The following is a 14,025-nucleotide window of genomic DNA, read 5'->3' on the forward strand; positions in this document are numbered from 1 at the left end:
GTTCGCCGGCTTCCTCCGAGCTACCCGTGATAGTGGATGTATTCCTCGGACGCCGCCGTTTCCGGGGAAGGCGTCCGGAAACGGCTCCGGCACGGCGGCATGGGAGCTGCCGCCGTGCCGGACAATCGGAGGTCAGGACGGCCTGCCGGGGTGCTTTCCTCTCAGGGCCGCGATGACCGCGCGGTAGGCGGGCTTCTTGGCGTAGTTCTCGTCGAAGAGGAGCGCGGCGCCCTCACCCGGGAACACGTCGGGGATCCAGGAGTACTTGTCGGTCACGCCCCACACGGTGAGGACCTTGCAGCGCGGCACGGCCACGCACGCGGAGACGACCTTCCGGTAGTCGTCCGCCTGGGTGGCGAGCTTCGCGCTGTCGGGCGGCGTCTGCATGCGGATGTCCAGCTCGGTGACGTGCACGTCCACGCCGAGCTTCGCGAACCGCTGCATGTTCTCCCGGATGTCGGACGGGACGTTCCCGAGCGTCAGGTGCGCCTGGAGCCCGACGCAGTCGATCGGGACGCCGCGGCGCTTGAAGTCCCGGACCATCGCGTAGACGGCGTCGCTCTTCGCGTTCCGCCCGTCGATGTTGTAGTCGTTGTAGCAGAGCTTGGCCTTGCGGTCGGCGGCGCGCGCCGCCCGGAACGCCTTCTCGATGTAGCCGTCGCCGATGACGCGCTGGAAGACCGTGTCGCGCCGCGCGCCGGTCCCGTCCTCGAACGCCTCGTTAACGACGTCCCAGTAGTGGAGCTTCCCGGAGTAGTGCCCGGCGACGTTCCAGATGTGGTTCCGCATGACGCCCAGCAGCTCGCGCCGCGAGGAGATGTCGCTCACCCAGGTCGGCAGCTGGCTGTGCCAGACGAGGGTGTGCCCGCGGATCTTCATGCCGCGCGACTGGGCATGCCTGACGAGCTGGTCGGCCGGGGCGTAGTCGAACGAGCCCCTGGTCGGCTCGGTCGTCTCCCACTTCAGCTCGTTCTCGGGCGTGAGCTGATTGAACTCACGGTCGAGCGTGGAGACGTAGGCCCGCTCGTCCATATGGACCTGTGTGATGGCGGCGCCGAAGACCCGTCCGGTGGCCGCGGCGGCCTTGCCCAGCGAGCCGTGGGCCGGGGGCGCGGGGGACGCCACGGCCGCCTGAGGTGCGAGGAGCAGTGCACCCGCTCCGAGCACCGCGGTGAGTGCTCTTCTCATGGTTTCGTTCCTCCTTGCAGGGTGGGGGTTGAGCGAAACCCGGCCCGCCGGCTTTCCGGGGGCCCGAGATACGAGGCCCTGAGTCCTCCGGTGTCGACCACGATCTTCTGCAGGACTACCGTCGGGTCGACCATCCAGAACTTCAGGGTGTGCGTCCCCGATCCGGTGATGGTGTGGGTGGTGGCGGTGCGGTTCACGTTGTCGGACGTGTTCCGCTCCCACTGCTTGTTCATGGTGGTGTCGTTGGCGCCCGTCGCCGTGGTGGCATTCACGACCTGGGGCTTTTCACCGTCGATGGAGACGGCGTAGGTCAGCCCCTCGGTCGAAAGGACGCTGTTGCGCGGCGAGAGGTAGGCCCAGACCTTCACCGGGCCCGTGGTGGTCAGCGTCATCTCGTATTCGAGACGCGGCCCCTTGCCGGGCTCCTGGACCGGCGCGGTGACGGGGTACGCCGCCATTCCCGCGTCGGTGCGCCCGATGCCCGGAAGGCGGTACCAGTGCGCTTGGGCGGTGCCGGTCGCGCGGCTGTAATGGCCGGCGTCCATGGAGACGTAGCCGCCGGCCTCCACGAAACCGCGCGCCTTGAACGACGCCGGCTTCTTCACGACGGCCTGGACGGTGACCTTGCGGCCGTTCGGCCCGGATATCTCGATGGGAACGCGGCTGGTGCCCTTCGGGGCGCGGGACCAGTCGACATGAACGGTCGCCCGGATCTGTTTACCGACGCGGCCATGGGCGCGGTCGACCTTCACCCACGGTTCGGCCGGGGTGATCCGGTAGGTGAAGGGGTCGGAACCGCGGTTGAAGACCTCGATGTACTGGGCCGGCGCGCTCTGGTAGGGGCTGAATTCCGGAAGGACGGCCTCGGACTTCGACGCCGGCCACCATTCGTCCGAGCCGTCGATCGCCACCCCCATGTCGGCGCCGTCCGGGACGGTGATGCGCTTGAGCTTGGGGAAGATCTCGTCCGGCAGGGCCTCGTTGTTCAGCTCCGGTTGCTGCCAGGGCGCGTTGGGGCCGTACCGTTCGACGTCGCCGTAGCCGATGTGCGGCTGGGTCTGGAAACCGTCCCATTTCCCGCCGGCGAGCCGGGTGTTGTAGTAGGTCGCCATCGCCTGGTCGTCGGCGAACCGCGCCTCGGCGAGATCGGCGTAGTCGTTGGTCGCCGCGCGTCCCTGCCCGGCATAGAGGATGTTGGTGAATTCGGCGTCGCGCAGCTCGTACAGGTTCGCCGTCGCCTTCACCTGGTAGTAGACGAGCTGGTAGAAGGCATCCTGGTACGCCTCCGGCAGGCGCTTGCGGACCCGTTCGGCCCTGGCGGCCAGCTCCCGCCACCGCGCGGTCACGCCGTCCATCTCCCGGTACTGGTTCAGGTAGAAGGGCGTCTGCTGGTCGTCGTAGACGACCGCGCTGGAGTCGGTGGGCAAGTCTTTTCCGGGGTCGACGGTGATGCGGCGGTTGAGCAGTTCCGGCTTGCGGAGGGCCTGGAGGTTCCCGTAGCCGTCGAGGATCTCGGCGATCTCGGCCGCGTGCTCGGGGCCGAAGTTCTGCGCCGCGTACTGCTCCTGCCATTCCTGGAGCTTGTTCAGCGGCCAGCGGCCGGGGTCCCACGCGTAGTCGAGGAAGAACTGGAGCGGCAGCTCGCTGTTCTTCATGTCGCCGACGTTCGCCACCCACAGGTTGCGGATGCCGTACTGGTAGGACTGGTTCAGCTGCTCCCACGTGTTGCCGAGCTGCGCCGTGTCGACCCACTTGTAGTTGCGGCCGCCGCCGACGTAGTCGAAGTGGTAGTAGAGCCCGTAACCGCCGGCCCGATCCGGCAGGCTCCGGTCGGGCATCTTGCGCATGTTCCCCCAGTTGTCGTCGGTGAAGACGACCGTCACGTCGTCGGGAACGCGCAGGCCCCGGTCCCAGTACCGCTGCACCTCCTTGTAGAGCGTCCATACCTGGGGAGTGGCGGACGGGTTCTTTCCGGTGACCTTTTCGAGGATGCCCCGCTCGCTGGAGATGATGTTCTGCATCAGCTCGATGCCGTCGCCGTCGGGCAGGCTGGTGTCGCCGTTGCCGCGCATGCCGAGCGTGACGACGCCTTCGAAGTCCTCGTCGACCATCCGCTCGATGCCGTCCGTCCAGTACTTCTTGATGGCGTCGGCGTTCCGGCGGAAACTCCATTCGCCCGTCCCGCCGTACGGGTCGTGGCCGGGCTTGGTGACGTTCCCGTCCTCGTCGCGCTCCGCGGGGACGGCGTGCCGGTTCCATTCCTCGATGCCCCGCATCATCGGCGCCTCGTGGGACGTCCCCATGACGACGCCGTACTTCTTCGCGGTGGCGTGGTTCTGCGGGTCGTCCTCGGCGAACGCGCGCCCCCACACCGCCGGCCACAGGTAGTTGGCCTTCAGCCGCAGCATCGTCTCGAAGACCCTGGCGTAGAAAGCGCTGTTGAATCCGCCGGGATGCCCGGGGGCCTTTCCGGGGCCGAACTGCTTCGGCGCCCACCGGCCGAGCGCCGGGTTCTCGTCGTTGATGAAGAAGCCCCGGTACTTCACCGCGGGAGTGCCCTGCGTGTGCCGGCCAGGCTTCACGTAGAGCGCGTCCCGGTGCCTGGATGGGACGTCGTCCCACCAGTACCAGGGGGAGACCCCGATGTTCTTCGAGACGTCGTAGGCGCCGTAGATCGTGCCGCGCTGGTCGCTCCCGGCGATCACGAACGCGCGGCGGACGCCCGGCAGCGGCTTCTCCACGACCTGTTCGAGGGTCGTCTCCCACTTCCCGGCGATGCCCCGCACGTCCAGCTTCCCGGACGCGACGAGAGCGTCGACGAGCGGGCTCTTGCCGATCGTGCCGATGATGACGACGTCCCGCCCGGACGGGGCCGTGTCCCGCGCGACCGCCGGTTCGACGCCGGTCACGCGCTCGATGTCGGCACGCAGGTCCCCGGCGACGCGGACGACGCCGGGGTGGTCGGACCCGCTCACCACGAGCGGGGCGGCCTTCCCGTCCTCGACGAGCGGGAAGTACCCGCGCCCGTCCCGGAACGAGACGTAGGAGTCGGGGCCGGGCTTTCCTGGGGCGCCATGGTCCGCCGGGGTCGCGGCGGCGGGGGTCGCCGTGAACGTGACGGCGACGGGGACCAGGGCCAGGAGAACCTTCCACGTCCGCGGGGATCTGCCCATCGGATGTCTCCTCAGTAGGGGAGCGGGCTTCGAAATATTTCGCTAGCTTTTCGATGGCCGACAGGAAAATATCCCCGTAGGTCTCATTCGTCAACCACTTGCGTGAGCTTTCAGAGGTCAGGCTGCCGGACGTGGCCAAGGGCGCTGTGCTCGGCCTTCGAAAAGTTTCGAACCCGCCCGCCCGCATCCCCGGCCGCCGTGCGTCCGAGGGGCGTTCCGGGGACCGGAACGTGAATTCGGGCCTCTCCAGGCCATTTCGCCCCCGGCTCCGAGGGCGCCTAAATAAGATCCTTCCAACGGCCGCAGGATCGTCGCGGTGATGGTCTGCGAGCCGAAGAGAGAGGCCCGACAGGTGACGGACGAGGAGAATCCCCCCGCCGACCTCAACGTGCAGGTGGCGCATCCCGCCCGGATGTACGACTACTACCTGGGCGGGAAGGACAACTACGAGGCCGACCGGCAGGCCGCCGAGGCGGCCCTGGAGGCCGCGCCCGAGCTGCGCGCCATCGCCCGGGAGAACCGCGCCTTCCTGCGCCGCGCCGTCCGCCACCTGGTGGAGTCCGGCGTGCGGCAGTTCCTGGACATCGGCGCCGGGCTGCCCACGCAGCGCAACGTGCACGAGGTCGCCCAGGAGATCGCCCCCGAGACCCGCGTCGTCTACGTCGACAACGACCCGATCGTCCTGGTGCACGCGCGGGCGCTGCTCTCGACGCACCCGCTGGGCAGGACGGCGGTCGTGCAGGCCGACGTCCGCGAGCCCGGGCGCATCCTCGCCGACGACCGGGTCCGCGCGCTGATCGACTTCGAGCAGCCGCTCGCGGTGATGCTGGTGTCGGTGCTCCAGTTCGTCCCCGACAGGGAGCCGCAGGACATCGTCGCCCCGCTGCGCGACGCGATGCCGCGCGGCGGGTACCTCGCGGTCTCGCACCCCACCCAGGACTTCCGCGCCAGCCAGGTCGGCCAGGTCGCCAGCACCTACACCCGCGCCAAGGCCCCCGCCGTGGCGCGCCGCAAGGCGGAGATCGAGCGCGTCTTCGACGGGTTCGAGCTGCTGGAGCCCGGCATCGTCCAGACCCCGCTGTGGCGGCCGGACGGTCCGGTCACCCCCAACCTCGACCTCATCTGGATGTACGGCGCCGTCGGCCGCAAACTCTGACCCTCCCCCTGGAAGGTGACATGGACGTCATCGAGGCCATGAAGACCACGGGCACCTGCCGCTACTTCCGCACCGACCCGGTGCCGGACGAGGTGCTGATGCAGGCGTTCGAGGCCGCCAGGTTCGCCCCGCAGGGCGGCAACCGGCAGCCGGTCCGCTGGGTCGTCGTCCGCGACAAGGACCGCAAGCGGCAGCTCGCCGAGTGGTACCTGACGCCGTGGAAGGCCTACCTGGCCGGCATCGGGGCCGGGGAGATCGGCGTCGGGGCGCTGCCGAAGGCCGTCACCGACGCCGACCACTTCGCCGAGCACCTGGACGAGGTGCCGGCCATCGTCGTGCTGTGCGCCGAGCAGGACGGGCTGCACCCCACCGACACCGAACTCGACCGCCTCAGCGTGGTCGGCGGCGGCTCCATCTACCCCACCGCGCAGAACTTCTGCCTCGCGCTGCGCGCCCAGGGCGTCGCGAGCGCCCTGACCACCCTGCTCGTCCACTACGAGCCGCAGGTCAAGGAACTGCTCGGCATCCCGGACGGCGTGATCACCGCCGCGCACATCGCGGTCGGCTACCCCGAGCACGGCTTCCCGTCCCGGCTCACCCGCACCCCTGTCGAGGAGATCGTCTTCGGCGAGACGTACGGCACCCCGCTCGCCACCGGCTGACCGGGCGTCACCGTCGATCTGGCCCGGTCCCGCCGGTCGAGCGGGTTCGGTATCGCGCTGCCCGGCTCCGTCCCGGCGGACCTGCCGTCCCAGAACCTCACCGACCCGGCCTTCGTTTTGAAAGAACTACGTAGTTACGTAATATTGGGGTCGTGAGTGAGGAGAGTCTTGCGGACAGGGTGGCGCGGCTGGAGGAGCGCGTGGCCGCGCTGGACGGCGCCCGCCCCCCGGCCGAGGCCCGGGACGGCGACGACACGTTCTGGGCCCTCGACGCCCTGAAGGACCGCACCGCCGACCCCGGCGCCGTGCTGTTCACCGGATCGGTGACGCTTCCGGGAGGCGAGCACTACGAGTGGCAGCAGGGCCACCCGGTGGACGACCTGCTGTCGGACGACTGGTCCCAGACCGCGGACACGCTGTCGGCGCTCGCGCATCCCGTCCGGCTGCTCCTGCTGCGGGAGATCCTGCACGGCGCCCGGACCACCGCCGAGCTGGCCGCCCACGAGAGCCTCGGCACCACCGGCCAGCTCTACCACCACCTGCGCCAGCTGGTCGCGGCCGGCTGGCTGCGCACCACGTCGCGCGGGCGCTACAGCGTCCCGGGCGAGCGGGTGGTGCCGCTGCTCACGGTCCTCGCGGCCGCACGCCGCTGACCCGACCCGCCGGAGGAAACAGATGTACCGGACGATCGCCCGCTTCAGGATGCTGTTCATCCTGCTCGGACTGGCCCTGTGCCTGACCATGCCCCTGCACGGCCTCGGCGCCCTCTCGGTGGTCGGGCTCGTGCTCATCGTGGGCGGTCTCGCCCTGGCCTTCGTGCCGGGCGGCGCTCCCGGACGGGAACCGGTCGTGCTGCGCAGCCCGGTCCGGGGCCGCTGGATTCCGGTCAACAGCCCCGCCGACAAGGTCCCGAGCCACGGGACGCACGAGCTCGGCCAGACCTACGCGATCGACCTCGTCCACGTGCCGAGCGGTGACTGGCGCCCCGTCGAGCGGTGGCCGCTCGCCGCGCCCCCGCACACGTTCCCGGCCTTCGGGCAGGACGTCCTCGCCCCCGCCGACGGCGTCGTCGTCCAGGCGGGCGACCGGCAGCGCGACCACTGGAGCCGCAACTCCTGGCCCGGCGTCCTCTACCTCCTGCTGGAGGGCATGGTGTTCCGCCAGCTGCTGTCCCTGCTGACCTTCTCGGCGGGCCGCTTCATCGTCGGCAACTCCGTGATCCTGGACCTCGGCGACGGCGTCTACGCGGTCTTCGCCCACCTGCGCCGCGGCTCCGTCCGCGTCCGGAAGGGCGACCGCGTGCGCGCCGGCGACGTGCTCGGCGAGGTCGGCAACTCCGGCAACTCCTCCGAGCCGCACCTGCACTTCCACCTGATGGACCGCCCCCGCCCCCTGACCGCCGCGGGCATTCCCTTCGCCTTCCCCTACGACAGCGACGGCACCACGCACACCGGCGCGCCCGGCTCCCGCCGCCCCTTCACCGCGTCCACCCAGCCCGTCCACTGACCCGGGGCGGGTGGGGGCCGGGTCAGTTTCGGACGGCCAGGCCGCCGTAGGCGGAGACCTCGGCGGGAGTGGGGGCGGGCGGTTCGTCGGCGCCGCGCCGCCATTGCGACACCAGGACCACGCCGGGCGGAATGAGGCCGAGCCCCTGCTCGGTGAAGACGAGCCGCTCGAACTCGGCCGCCGTCCTGGCCTGGGTGCGCACGCCGTCATCGCGATATCCGGCGGACGCGGGCCGCAGCCGCGGATCGTGTTCGGGCGTCACATGAGTGGCGAGAACGTAACTGCCCGGAGGCAGGGCCGCCACGAAGGCCCGCACGATGCCGCCGGGGTCCTGCTCGTCCGGAACGAAATGCAGAATGGCGCTGAGGACGAGCCCGATCGGCTCGTCGAAATCCAGGATGTCCCGCACGAGCCGGCTGCCGATGATGGATTCGGGGTCGCGGATGTCGGCGTCCAGATACCCCACCCTGCCCCGGGGATCGGACACCATCAGCGCGCGGGCGTGCACCAGCACGATCGGGTCGTTGTCGACGTAGGCGACCCGCGCCTCGGGTGTGATCGCCTGGACGACCTCGTGCACGTTCGGCGAGGTCGGGATTCCGGTGCCGACGTCCAGGAACTGCCGGATCCCCGCCTCGGCGGCGAGATACCGGACGCCGCGCAGCAGGAAGCGACGGTTCTCCTGCGCGCCGACGCGAATGGCGGGAAAGGACTCCGCGATCCGGTCCGCCGCGACCCGGTCGGCGGCGAAGTTGTCCTTGCCGCCGAGCAGATAGTCGTACACCCGTGCTGACGAGGGATGGGCGGCGTCGACGACCGGGCTTTGCGGTTTCGGGTCTTCCGGAACCATTGATTCCGGCGTTCCCTCTTCTCGTGGGGACGACACCTTTGGGCCTCCACGCTGCTCGCGGTGAAAGAGGGCGGTAGTTTAACGTGACGCTCGCCGACCGGCGATGCCGACGACCGATCGAGGGACGCCTATGAGGATCGTCATTGCCAGCGCGTCCGGGCACCTCGCCCGCGCCACCACGAAATACGTGCTGGAAAAGGCGAGCCCCGACGACGTCATCCTGGTCAGCAGAAATGTGGACGCGCTCGCGGAGTTCGCCCGCCAGGGGGTGAGCGTCCGGTACGGCGACTACGACCGGCCGGAGTCGCTGCTCGCGGCCTTCGAGGGCGGCGACCGGCTCTACCTGATCAGCCTGCACGACCTCGGCCACCGCGTGACCCAGCACCGCAACGCCATCGACGCGGCCGTCGCGGCGGGAGTGCGGCACATCGTCTACACGTCCTACATCATGGTCGACCCGGCCTGCCCGTCCACGGTCGTGCCCGACCACCTGCGCACCCACGAGCTGCTGGACGCCTCCGGGCTGGACATCACCTACCTGCGCAACGGCCTGTACGCCGAGACCCCGGTCACGCAGATCCTCCCGCCCGCCGTCGCCCGCGGCGTGCTGGTCGACAACACCGGTCACGCCCGGGGCGCGTTCGTCCACCGCGACGACTGCGCCGCCGTCGCGGCCGAGGTCCTGACGTCCTCCGGCCACGAGGGGCGCACCTACGACGTCACCGGGCCGGAAGCGCTCGGCTTCGCCGACCTCACCGCGCTCGCCGCCAAGGTCACCGGCCGCCCCGTCGCCTACCAGAGCGTGGACGACGAGACCTTCGACGCCCAGCTGCGCGCCGCCGGCGTCCCCGACGACGTCCGCGGCATGATCGTCTCGTTCGGGACGTCCCTGCGCGCGGGCTTCGGCGAACGCGTGACCGACACGGTCCAGCGCCTCACCGGCCGTCCCGCCCGCTCGATCATCGACCTGATGGAGCAGCACCGCGCTCTCCTCGCCGGCGCCTCCGCCTGAGCAGCCTCCGCCTGAGCGCGCGGCCGTCCGCCGGCCGCGCGTGCCGGAGAGATATCGCGACGGTCGACCGGCCGGTGGCGCGGGAAACCTCTGACAGCGTCACCAGGTCATCGACCGTCGGCCGATGGTCGCGCGCGTCCTCGACCTCGGCGGCCTGGCCCGCAACATCGCCGGGCCGCCCGCCGCGGGCGGCTGACGCCGCGGCCCGCTAGGAGGATCCGGACGAACGCTGCTCGCGGAGCTGCTCGTTGATGCGCTGGGCCTCGGCGAGCTGGTCCTCCAGGATGATGATCCGGCAGGCCGCCTCAAGGGCGGTGCCCTCGTCGACGAGGTCGCGGGCGCGCTGGGCCAGCCGGAGCTGGTAGCGCGAGTAACGCCGGTGCCCGCCGGACGAGCGCTGCGGGACGATCAGCTTGGCGGCGTCCAGGCTGCGCAGGAACGCCGGGGTCACGCCCAGCATCTCCGCGGCCCGCCCCATGCTGTAGGCGGGGTAGTCCTCGTCGTCGAACTTGTCGTCGAGCCTGTCGCCCGAGTCGTCCTGCGCGGTGATCTTCCCGTACTGGACTGCTGTGTCGCCGGCCCGAGCCGGCTGGGGTGCTTTCACGAAACCTTCCGTACTGCCGTTCGGTAGTGCCCGCTTCCGGCCCGCCGATGCCGCCGGCCGGAAAGCACAACAGGGGCCCCGGCGCCGAACAGCGGCGCCGGGGCCCAGAGGTGTAACACCATCTAACCGGCCCTCCGGCCGGTGTTCCGCGCGGTTCGCCCGGAAAGGCGAAGGCGCGGGGATCGCGGATGCGTGACCGCCGCCCACCGATCGATCGTGGGGGCCGCGGTACCCGCACGGCGTGACTGGAGCCGTTGACGGGCGATCCCGATGGCGCCGGTACCTCCCTTCCTCATCACTACCTGTACTGCGTGTTCCTTGCGTTCCTGCACTCCCGGCGGTCCGTTGACCGCCGGACCGCGGACCGGCTGCCGGAACCCCTTCCGCTGCGTTGGCCCCGGCACGCCCGGTCCGCGTCATCCATCTGCTCGGACGGCTCGTCCGCCGCCCCATCTCGTGGACTCTTCTCGCTTCGATGGAAGGAACACTACCCGACACCGCCGCGAAAATCTACCTCGCTCACTACAGAGTTTCGTAGATCACAGCACCTCGTTATCTTGCCCGAGCGAGCGGGCGATCCGCGCCAGCACGCCGGCGACGAGGTCGGGACGGCTCCATTGCGGGCAGTGGCCGGTCGGCAGGGTGACGACCTCGTGCGGGCGCTCGGCCGCGGCGTCGCAGAGCAGCTCCGGCAGCCGGTCATCGGCCGCCCGGACCCTGGTGAACGGCAGGCTCCGCCACGCCGCGCCCCGCACCGGCTGCGTGTTCACCAGCGGGTTCGCCGGACGAAGCAGCGCGACCGCCTCCGCCGCCCGCTCGGCGGGGCAGTCGTGGAAGAGCGCCTCCAGCGCGCTCCCCGGGGTGAGGACGACGCGGCCGTCCGCGAGCTCCTCGGCCTCCTCGCCGCCCGGACCGCCGTCGCCGTGCCGCTTGGCCAGCCCGGAGAGGCTGTCTCCGCCATCGGGGATCGCGGCGGCCAGATAGACCAGATGCCGGACGGCGCGATGCGGACCGGCGGCGGCCTCGCTGATCACCATTCCCGCGTACGAATGGCCGCACAGCACGACCTCGTCCAGACCGTCCAGGAGGTCCCGGACGGCGCGGGCGTCGTCGCGCAGATCGGCGTCCGGGGCGCGCATGCTCGGCAGGTCGACCGACAGCGCCCGCACGCCCTGCCGCTCCAGCTCGCCGATGGTCTCCGTCCAGATCCAAGGGCCGAGGAAGCCGCCGTGGACCAGCACCACGAGGGGCGCGGAACGGGGGAGGGGCTCGGCGGCCCGCTCCCGGCGTCGCGGACGCTTCCGGGTCTGGCCGAGGTCGACCGGCTCCTCCGGTCCGCCGCCGTGCGGCCTGCGCGCCGCGCCTCCGACCTGGCCACCGCGTTCGGGCATCGCTCTCACCTCGGTCCGCCGGACGCCGCCAAAGCGGGACATACCCGGCCGACCGTCCCGCCATCCGCGGCACCGGAAGGGTTGTCACCGGCCGCTGAAGCGGGGTGGCGATTGTGTGGCCCAGATGAGCAGCCGGGCGGAGGAACGCGCGCCTAACCTCGGGGGTGACGACCGGGGTGATCCGGGCAGGTACCGCGGCTCGCGGGGGCGGGGCACGCAGGAAGGCCGGTCATGACCCGCCCCATCGATCCGCTGCCGCGACGGGCGAGAATCCGCCTGATCGCCGGACTCGCGATGCTCGCGCTCGCGTTCGCGAGGATCGGCACGCCGATTCGGGTGACCATGCCGTTCACCTCACCCATGCGGGACAGAAGCGCGTGGCCATCCTGCGCCTGCCGGACGACTACGACGGCTCGCCCCGTCCCGTGCTCTTCCACTTCCCGGGGCTGATCGAGACCCCGTGGATGGCCGAGTTCTTCGGCCGGATGGCCCACTACGCCCGGACCCGCGGCTTCATCATGATCACACCGGAGCACCACGGGATCGGCTGGCAGGGCGTCGCCGGCGGGGCGCCCGCGCCCGACGTCGACGATCCCGGATTCGTCAACGCGCGGCACGGCGACGGCCGCCGCCCCGTTCTGGGCGCGCAACAACGGCTGCGCCGCGACCACGACCGACACCGATCTGCCCGGCACGCACCCTGAGGACGGCACCACCGTCACCCGGTACACCTACGACCGGTGCCCTTCGGAGGCTCCGGTGATCCTGTACCGGATCAAGGGCGGCGGGCACAACTGGCCCGGCGGCATCCCGTTCCTCGGTCCCGTCCTGGGTGGGACGACCCAGGACATCGCGGCCAACACCGTCATCTGGGAGTTCGTCTCGCGGTTCCGGTTGCCCGAGCGCGGGTGAACACGCCCCCGGCATCGCCGGTCCGGAGCGGGCGATGATCTAGCCTGACCTGGGAAGACGGGGACGGCTGCCGGGGGGACGCATGTCGGCCAGGGTCGCGCTCGCCTGCGTCGCGCTGGGGTACGCGGTGCTCCAGGCGGTGACGGGTGGGCTGCGGGTTCCGCTGGATCTGGACGAGGCCGTGTACGCGAGCCAGTTCTCCGGGGACGCCCCGCGGATCCCGTTCGCGGCGCACCGGTCACTCGGCGAAGGGCTGCTCGCCGCACCGGTCACCCCCTGGACCTCGGACCCGACCGTGATCCGCGTCTACTTCGCCGCGCTCTCGGCCGTCCTGCTCTTCCTCGCCTTCCGGCCCTGGCTCCGGGTCCTGGACGGGGCGGCCGTTCCCGTCGCGGCGGCCCTGTTCGCGGTGCCGTGGGTGTCCCTGCGGTTCGGCGCCACCGTCCTGCCGAACATGCCGGTCGCGCTGGGGGCGGTCGCCGCGGCGGGCGTCCTCGCCGCGGGAGGCCGCCGCGCCTGGGCGCCCCTGCTGCTGATCGTCGCCGGGATCGGGCTCCTGCGCCCGACGGACGCCCTGTGGATCGCGGCGCCCCTGTTCGCGGCGGCGCTTGTGGTACCGGGATGGCGGTGGCGGGCGATCGGCATCGCGGGCGGGCTGGCCGGCGGATGGGGCGCCTGGCTGGTGGAGTCGTTCGTCCGGTTCGACGGCCCGGCCGCGCGGCTGCGGGCGATCCGGTGGGTGAGCGGCGAGGGCGGGCTGCACTTCGTCCTGCCGCGCTACCTGGCGACCTTGACCGGACGGGAATCCTGCCCTCCCACCACGGTGGACTGCGGCCCGATCGGCGTCGCCGCCGCCCTCTGGTGCGCCGGAGGCCTGGCCCTGGTCGTCGCAGGGGTGTGGACGGCCCGAGGAGAGGCCCGCCGCGCCCTCCTCGTCGCCACCGCGACCGCCATCACCGTCGGAGGCGCCTACCTGGTGCTGTCGGAGCTCGCCGTCCCCCGGTACCTGCTCCCGGCGTTCGCCCTGCTGTCCCTCCCGGCAGGGGCGGGCCTCGTCGTCATCGTGCGCGCCGCGCGGCGCGGCCGCACGAACCTGGTGCTCGCCGGCGCCGTCATCGCGGCGGCACTCGTTCACACCGGCCTGCAGATCGCGGAGGCGAACCGCGCCTCACACCGGGCCGATGTGGCGCTGGCCTGGCCCGTGGAGGCCTCCGACGCCTTGGCCGCCCGCGGCGTGGACGGCGACTGCGCCGTCCTCGGACGGTTCGCGCCCCAGATCGCCTACCTGCGCCGGTGCCGGGCGGCGGACATGCGGGACGGCCTCGGAGAGCGCGACGCGTCCGCGCGGCTCACCCCCGCCAACGTCGAGCGACTGCGCGCCCGGGGACTGCGCGTGGCCCTCGTGGTCGCGAGCCGCCCCACCTTCCCCGGCCAGTGGAACGCCGTCCCCGTCCCGGGCACCGGACCCCGCCTGTACCTCTCAGGACCACCCGCACACCCGGCCCCCACCCACCCGCGCGCCCGCCCGTGACCGGCCCGCTCTCCAGGTTCTGGTCGGCGTCGCGGTCGCG

At 71.4% G+C, this 14,025-nt stretch carries 13 protein-coding genes; 8 read left to right on the forward strand and 5 right to left on the reverse strand.

Going from position 1 to position 14,025, the window contains the following annotated elements:
• Window positions 1–132 precede the first annotated feature (132 nt).
• Entirely contained in the window at window positions 133–1,188 is a 1,056-nt protein-coding gene (locus ABGB11_RS02750) for an endo-1,4-beta-xylanase (protein ID WP_347628390.1), read from the reverse strand.
• Entirely contained in the window at window positions 1,185–4,361 is a 3,177-nt protein-coding gene (locus ABGB11_RS02755) for a glycosyl hydrolase 115 family protein (RefSeq protein WP_347628392.1), read from the reverse strand. Before ABGB11_RS02755 ends, ABGB11_RS02750 begins: the two co-directional genes overlap by 4 nt.
• A gap of 352 nt (window positions 4,362–4,713) precedes the next feature.
• On the opposite strand from ABGB11_RS02755, the gene ABGB11_RS02760 reads away from it, so the two are divergent.
• The 4 genes from ABGB11_RS02760 to ABGB11_RS02775 all read left to right on the forward strand — a co-directional run bounded on the left by ABGB11_RS02760 (window position 4,714) and on the right by ABGB11_RS02775 (window position 7,685).
• Complete coding sequence (locus ABGB11_RS02760) at window positions 4,714–5,517, forward strand: SAM-dependent methyltransferase (RefSeq protein ID WP_347628394.1); 804 nt, start codon at window positions 4,714–4,716, stop codon at window positions 5,515–5,517.
• 20 nt (window positions 5,518–5,537) lie between these two features.
• The gene (locus ABGB11_RS02765) at window positions 5,538–6,179 is read left to right on the forward strand and encodes a nitroreductase family protein (protein WP_347628396.1); all 642 of its coding nucleotides are present in this window, start codon (window positions 5,538–5,540) and stop codon (window positions 6,177–6,179) included.
• A gap of 152 nt (window positions 6,180–6,331) precedes the next feature.
• The gene (locus ABGB11_RS02770; protein WP_347628397.1) at window positions 6,332–6,832 is read left to right on the forward strand and encodes an ArsR family transcriptional regulator; all 501 of its coding nucleotides are present in this window, start codon (window positions 6,332–6,334) and stop codon (window positions 6,830–6,832) included.
• A gap of 22 nt (window positions 6,833–6,854) precedes the next feature.
• The gene (locus ABGB11_RS02775) at window positions 6,855–7,685 is read left to right on the forward strand and encodes a M23 family metallopeptidase (protein WP_347628399.1); all 831 of its coding nucleotides are present in this window, start codon (window positions 6,855–6,857) and stop codon (window positions 7,683–7,685) included.
• A gap of 22 nt (window positions 7,686–7,707) precedes the next feature.
• Here ABGB11_RS02775 and ABGB11_RS02780 read toward each other — a convergent pair whose 3' ends face one another.
• Window positions 7,708–8,535 carry an SAM-dependent methyltransferase gene (locus ABGB11_RS02780; RefSeq protein WP_347628401.1) on the reverse strand — a complete coding sequence of 276 codons (828 nt, stop codon included), beginning with the start codon at window positions 8,533–8,535 and terminating at the stop codon, window positions 7,708–7,710.
• A 130-nt stretch (window positions 8,536–8,665) separates the two neighbouring features.
• On the opposite strand from ABGB11_RS02780, the gene ABGB11_RS02785 reads away from it, so the two are divergent.
• Entirely contained in the window at window positions 8,666–9,547 is an 882-nt protein-coding gene (locus ABGB11_RS02785; protein WP_347628403.1) for an SDR family oxidoreductase, read from the forward strand.
• 208 nt (window positions 9,548–9,755) lie between these two features.
• Here ABGB11_RS02785 and ABGB11_RS02790 read toward each other — a convergent pair whose 3' ends face one another.
• Both ABGB11_RS02790 and ABGB11_RS02795 read right to left on the reverse strand, forming a co-directional pair.
• On the reverse strand, window positions 9,756–10,025 hold the full coding sequence (locus ABGB11_RS02790; RefSeq protein ID WP_347628555.1) for a MerR family transcriptional regulator: 270 nt from the start codon (window positions 10,023–10,025) through the stop codon (window positions 9,756–9,758).
• Between the two features lie 665 nt (window positions 10,026–10,690).
• On the reverse strand, window positions 10,691–11,542 hold the full coding sequence (locus ABGB11_RS02795) for an alpha/beta hydrolase (protein ID WP_347628405.1): 852 nt from the start codon (window positions 11,540–11,542) through the stop codon (window positions 10,691–10,693).
• Between the two features lie 377 nt (window positions 11,543–11,919).
• On the opposite strand from ABGB11_RS02795, the gene ABGB11_RS02800 reads away from it, so the two are divergent.
• The 3 genes from ABGB11_RS02800 to ABGB11_RS02810 all read left to right on the forward strand — a co-directional run bounded on the left by ABGB11_RS02800 (window position 11,920) and on the right by ABGB11_RS02810 (window position 13,985).
• Entirely contained in the window at window positions 11,920–12,246 is a 327-nt protein-coding gene (locus ABGB11_RS02800) for a hypothetical protein (protein WP_347628407.1), read from the forward strand.
• A 55-nt stretch (window positions 12,247–12,301) separates the two neighbouring features.
• On the forward strand, window positions 12,302–12,454 hold the full coding sequence (locus ABGB11_RS02805; RefSeq protein ID WP_347628409.1) for a hypothetical protein: 153 nt from the start codon (window positions 12,302–12,304) through the stop codon (window positions 12,452–12,454).
• A gap of 82 nt (window positions 12,455–12,536) precedes the next feature.
• A complete protein-coding gene (locus tag ABGB11_RS02810; protein WP_347628411.1) occupies window positions 12,537–13,985 on the forward strand; it encodes a hypothetical protein in 1,449 nt (482 codons plus the stop codon).
• Window positions 13,986–14,025 lie beyond the last annotated feature (40 nt).

The sequence above is a fragment of the Actinomadura sp. B10D3 genome (assembly GCF_039871695.1).
Taxonomy (GTDB): Bacteria; Actinomycetota; Actinomycetes; order Streptosporangiales; family Streptosporangiaceae; genus Spirillospora; species Spirillospora madurae.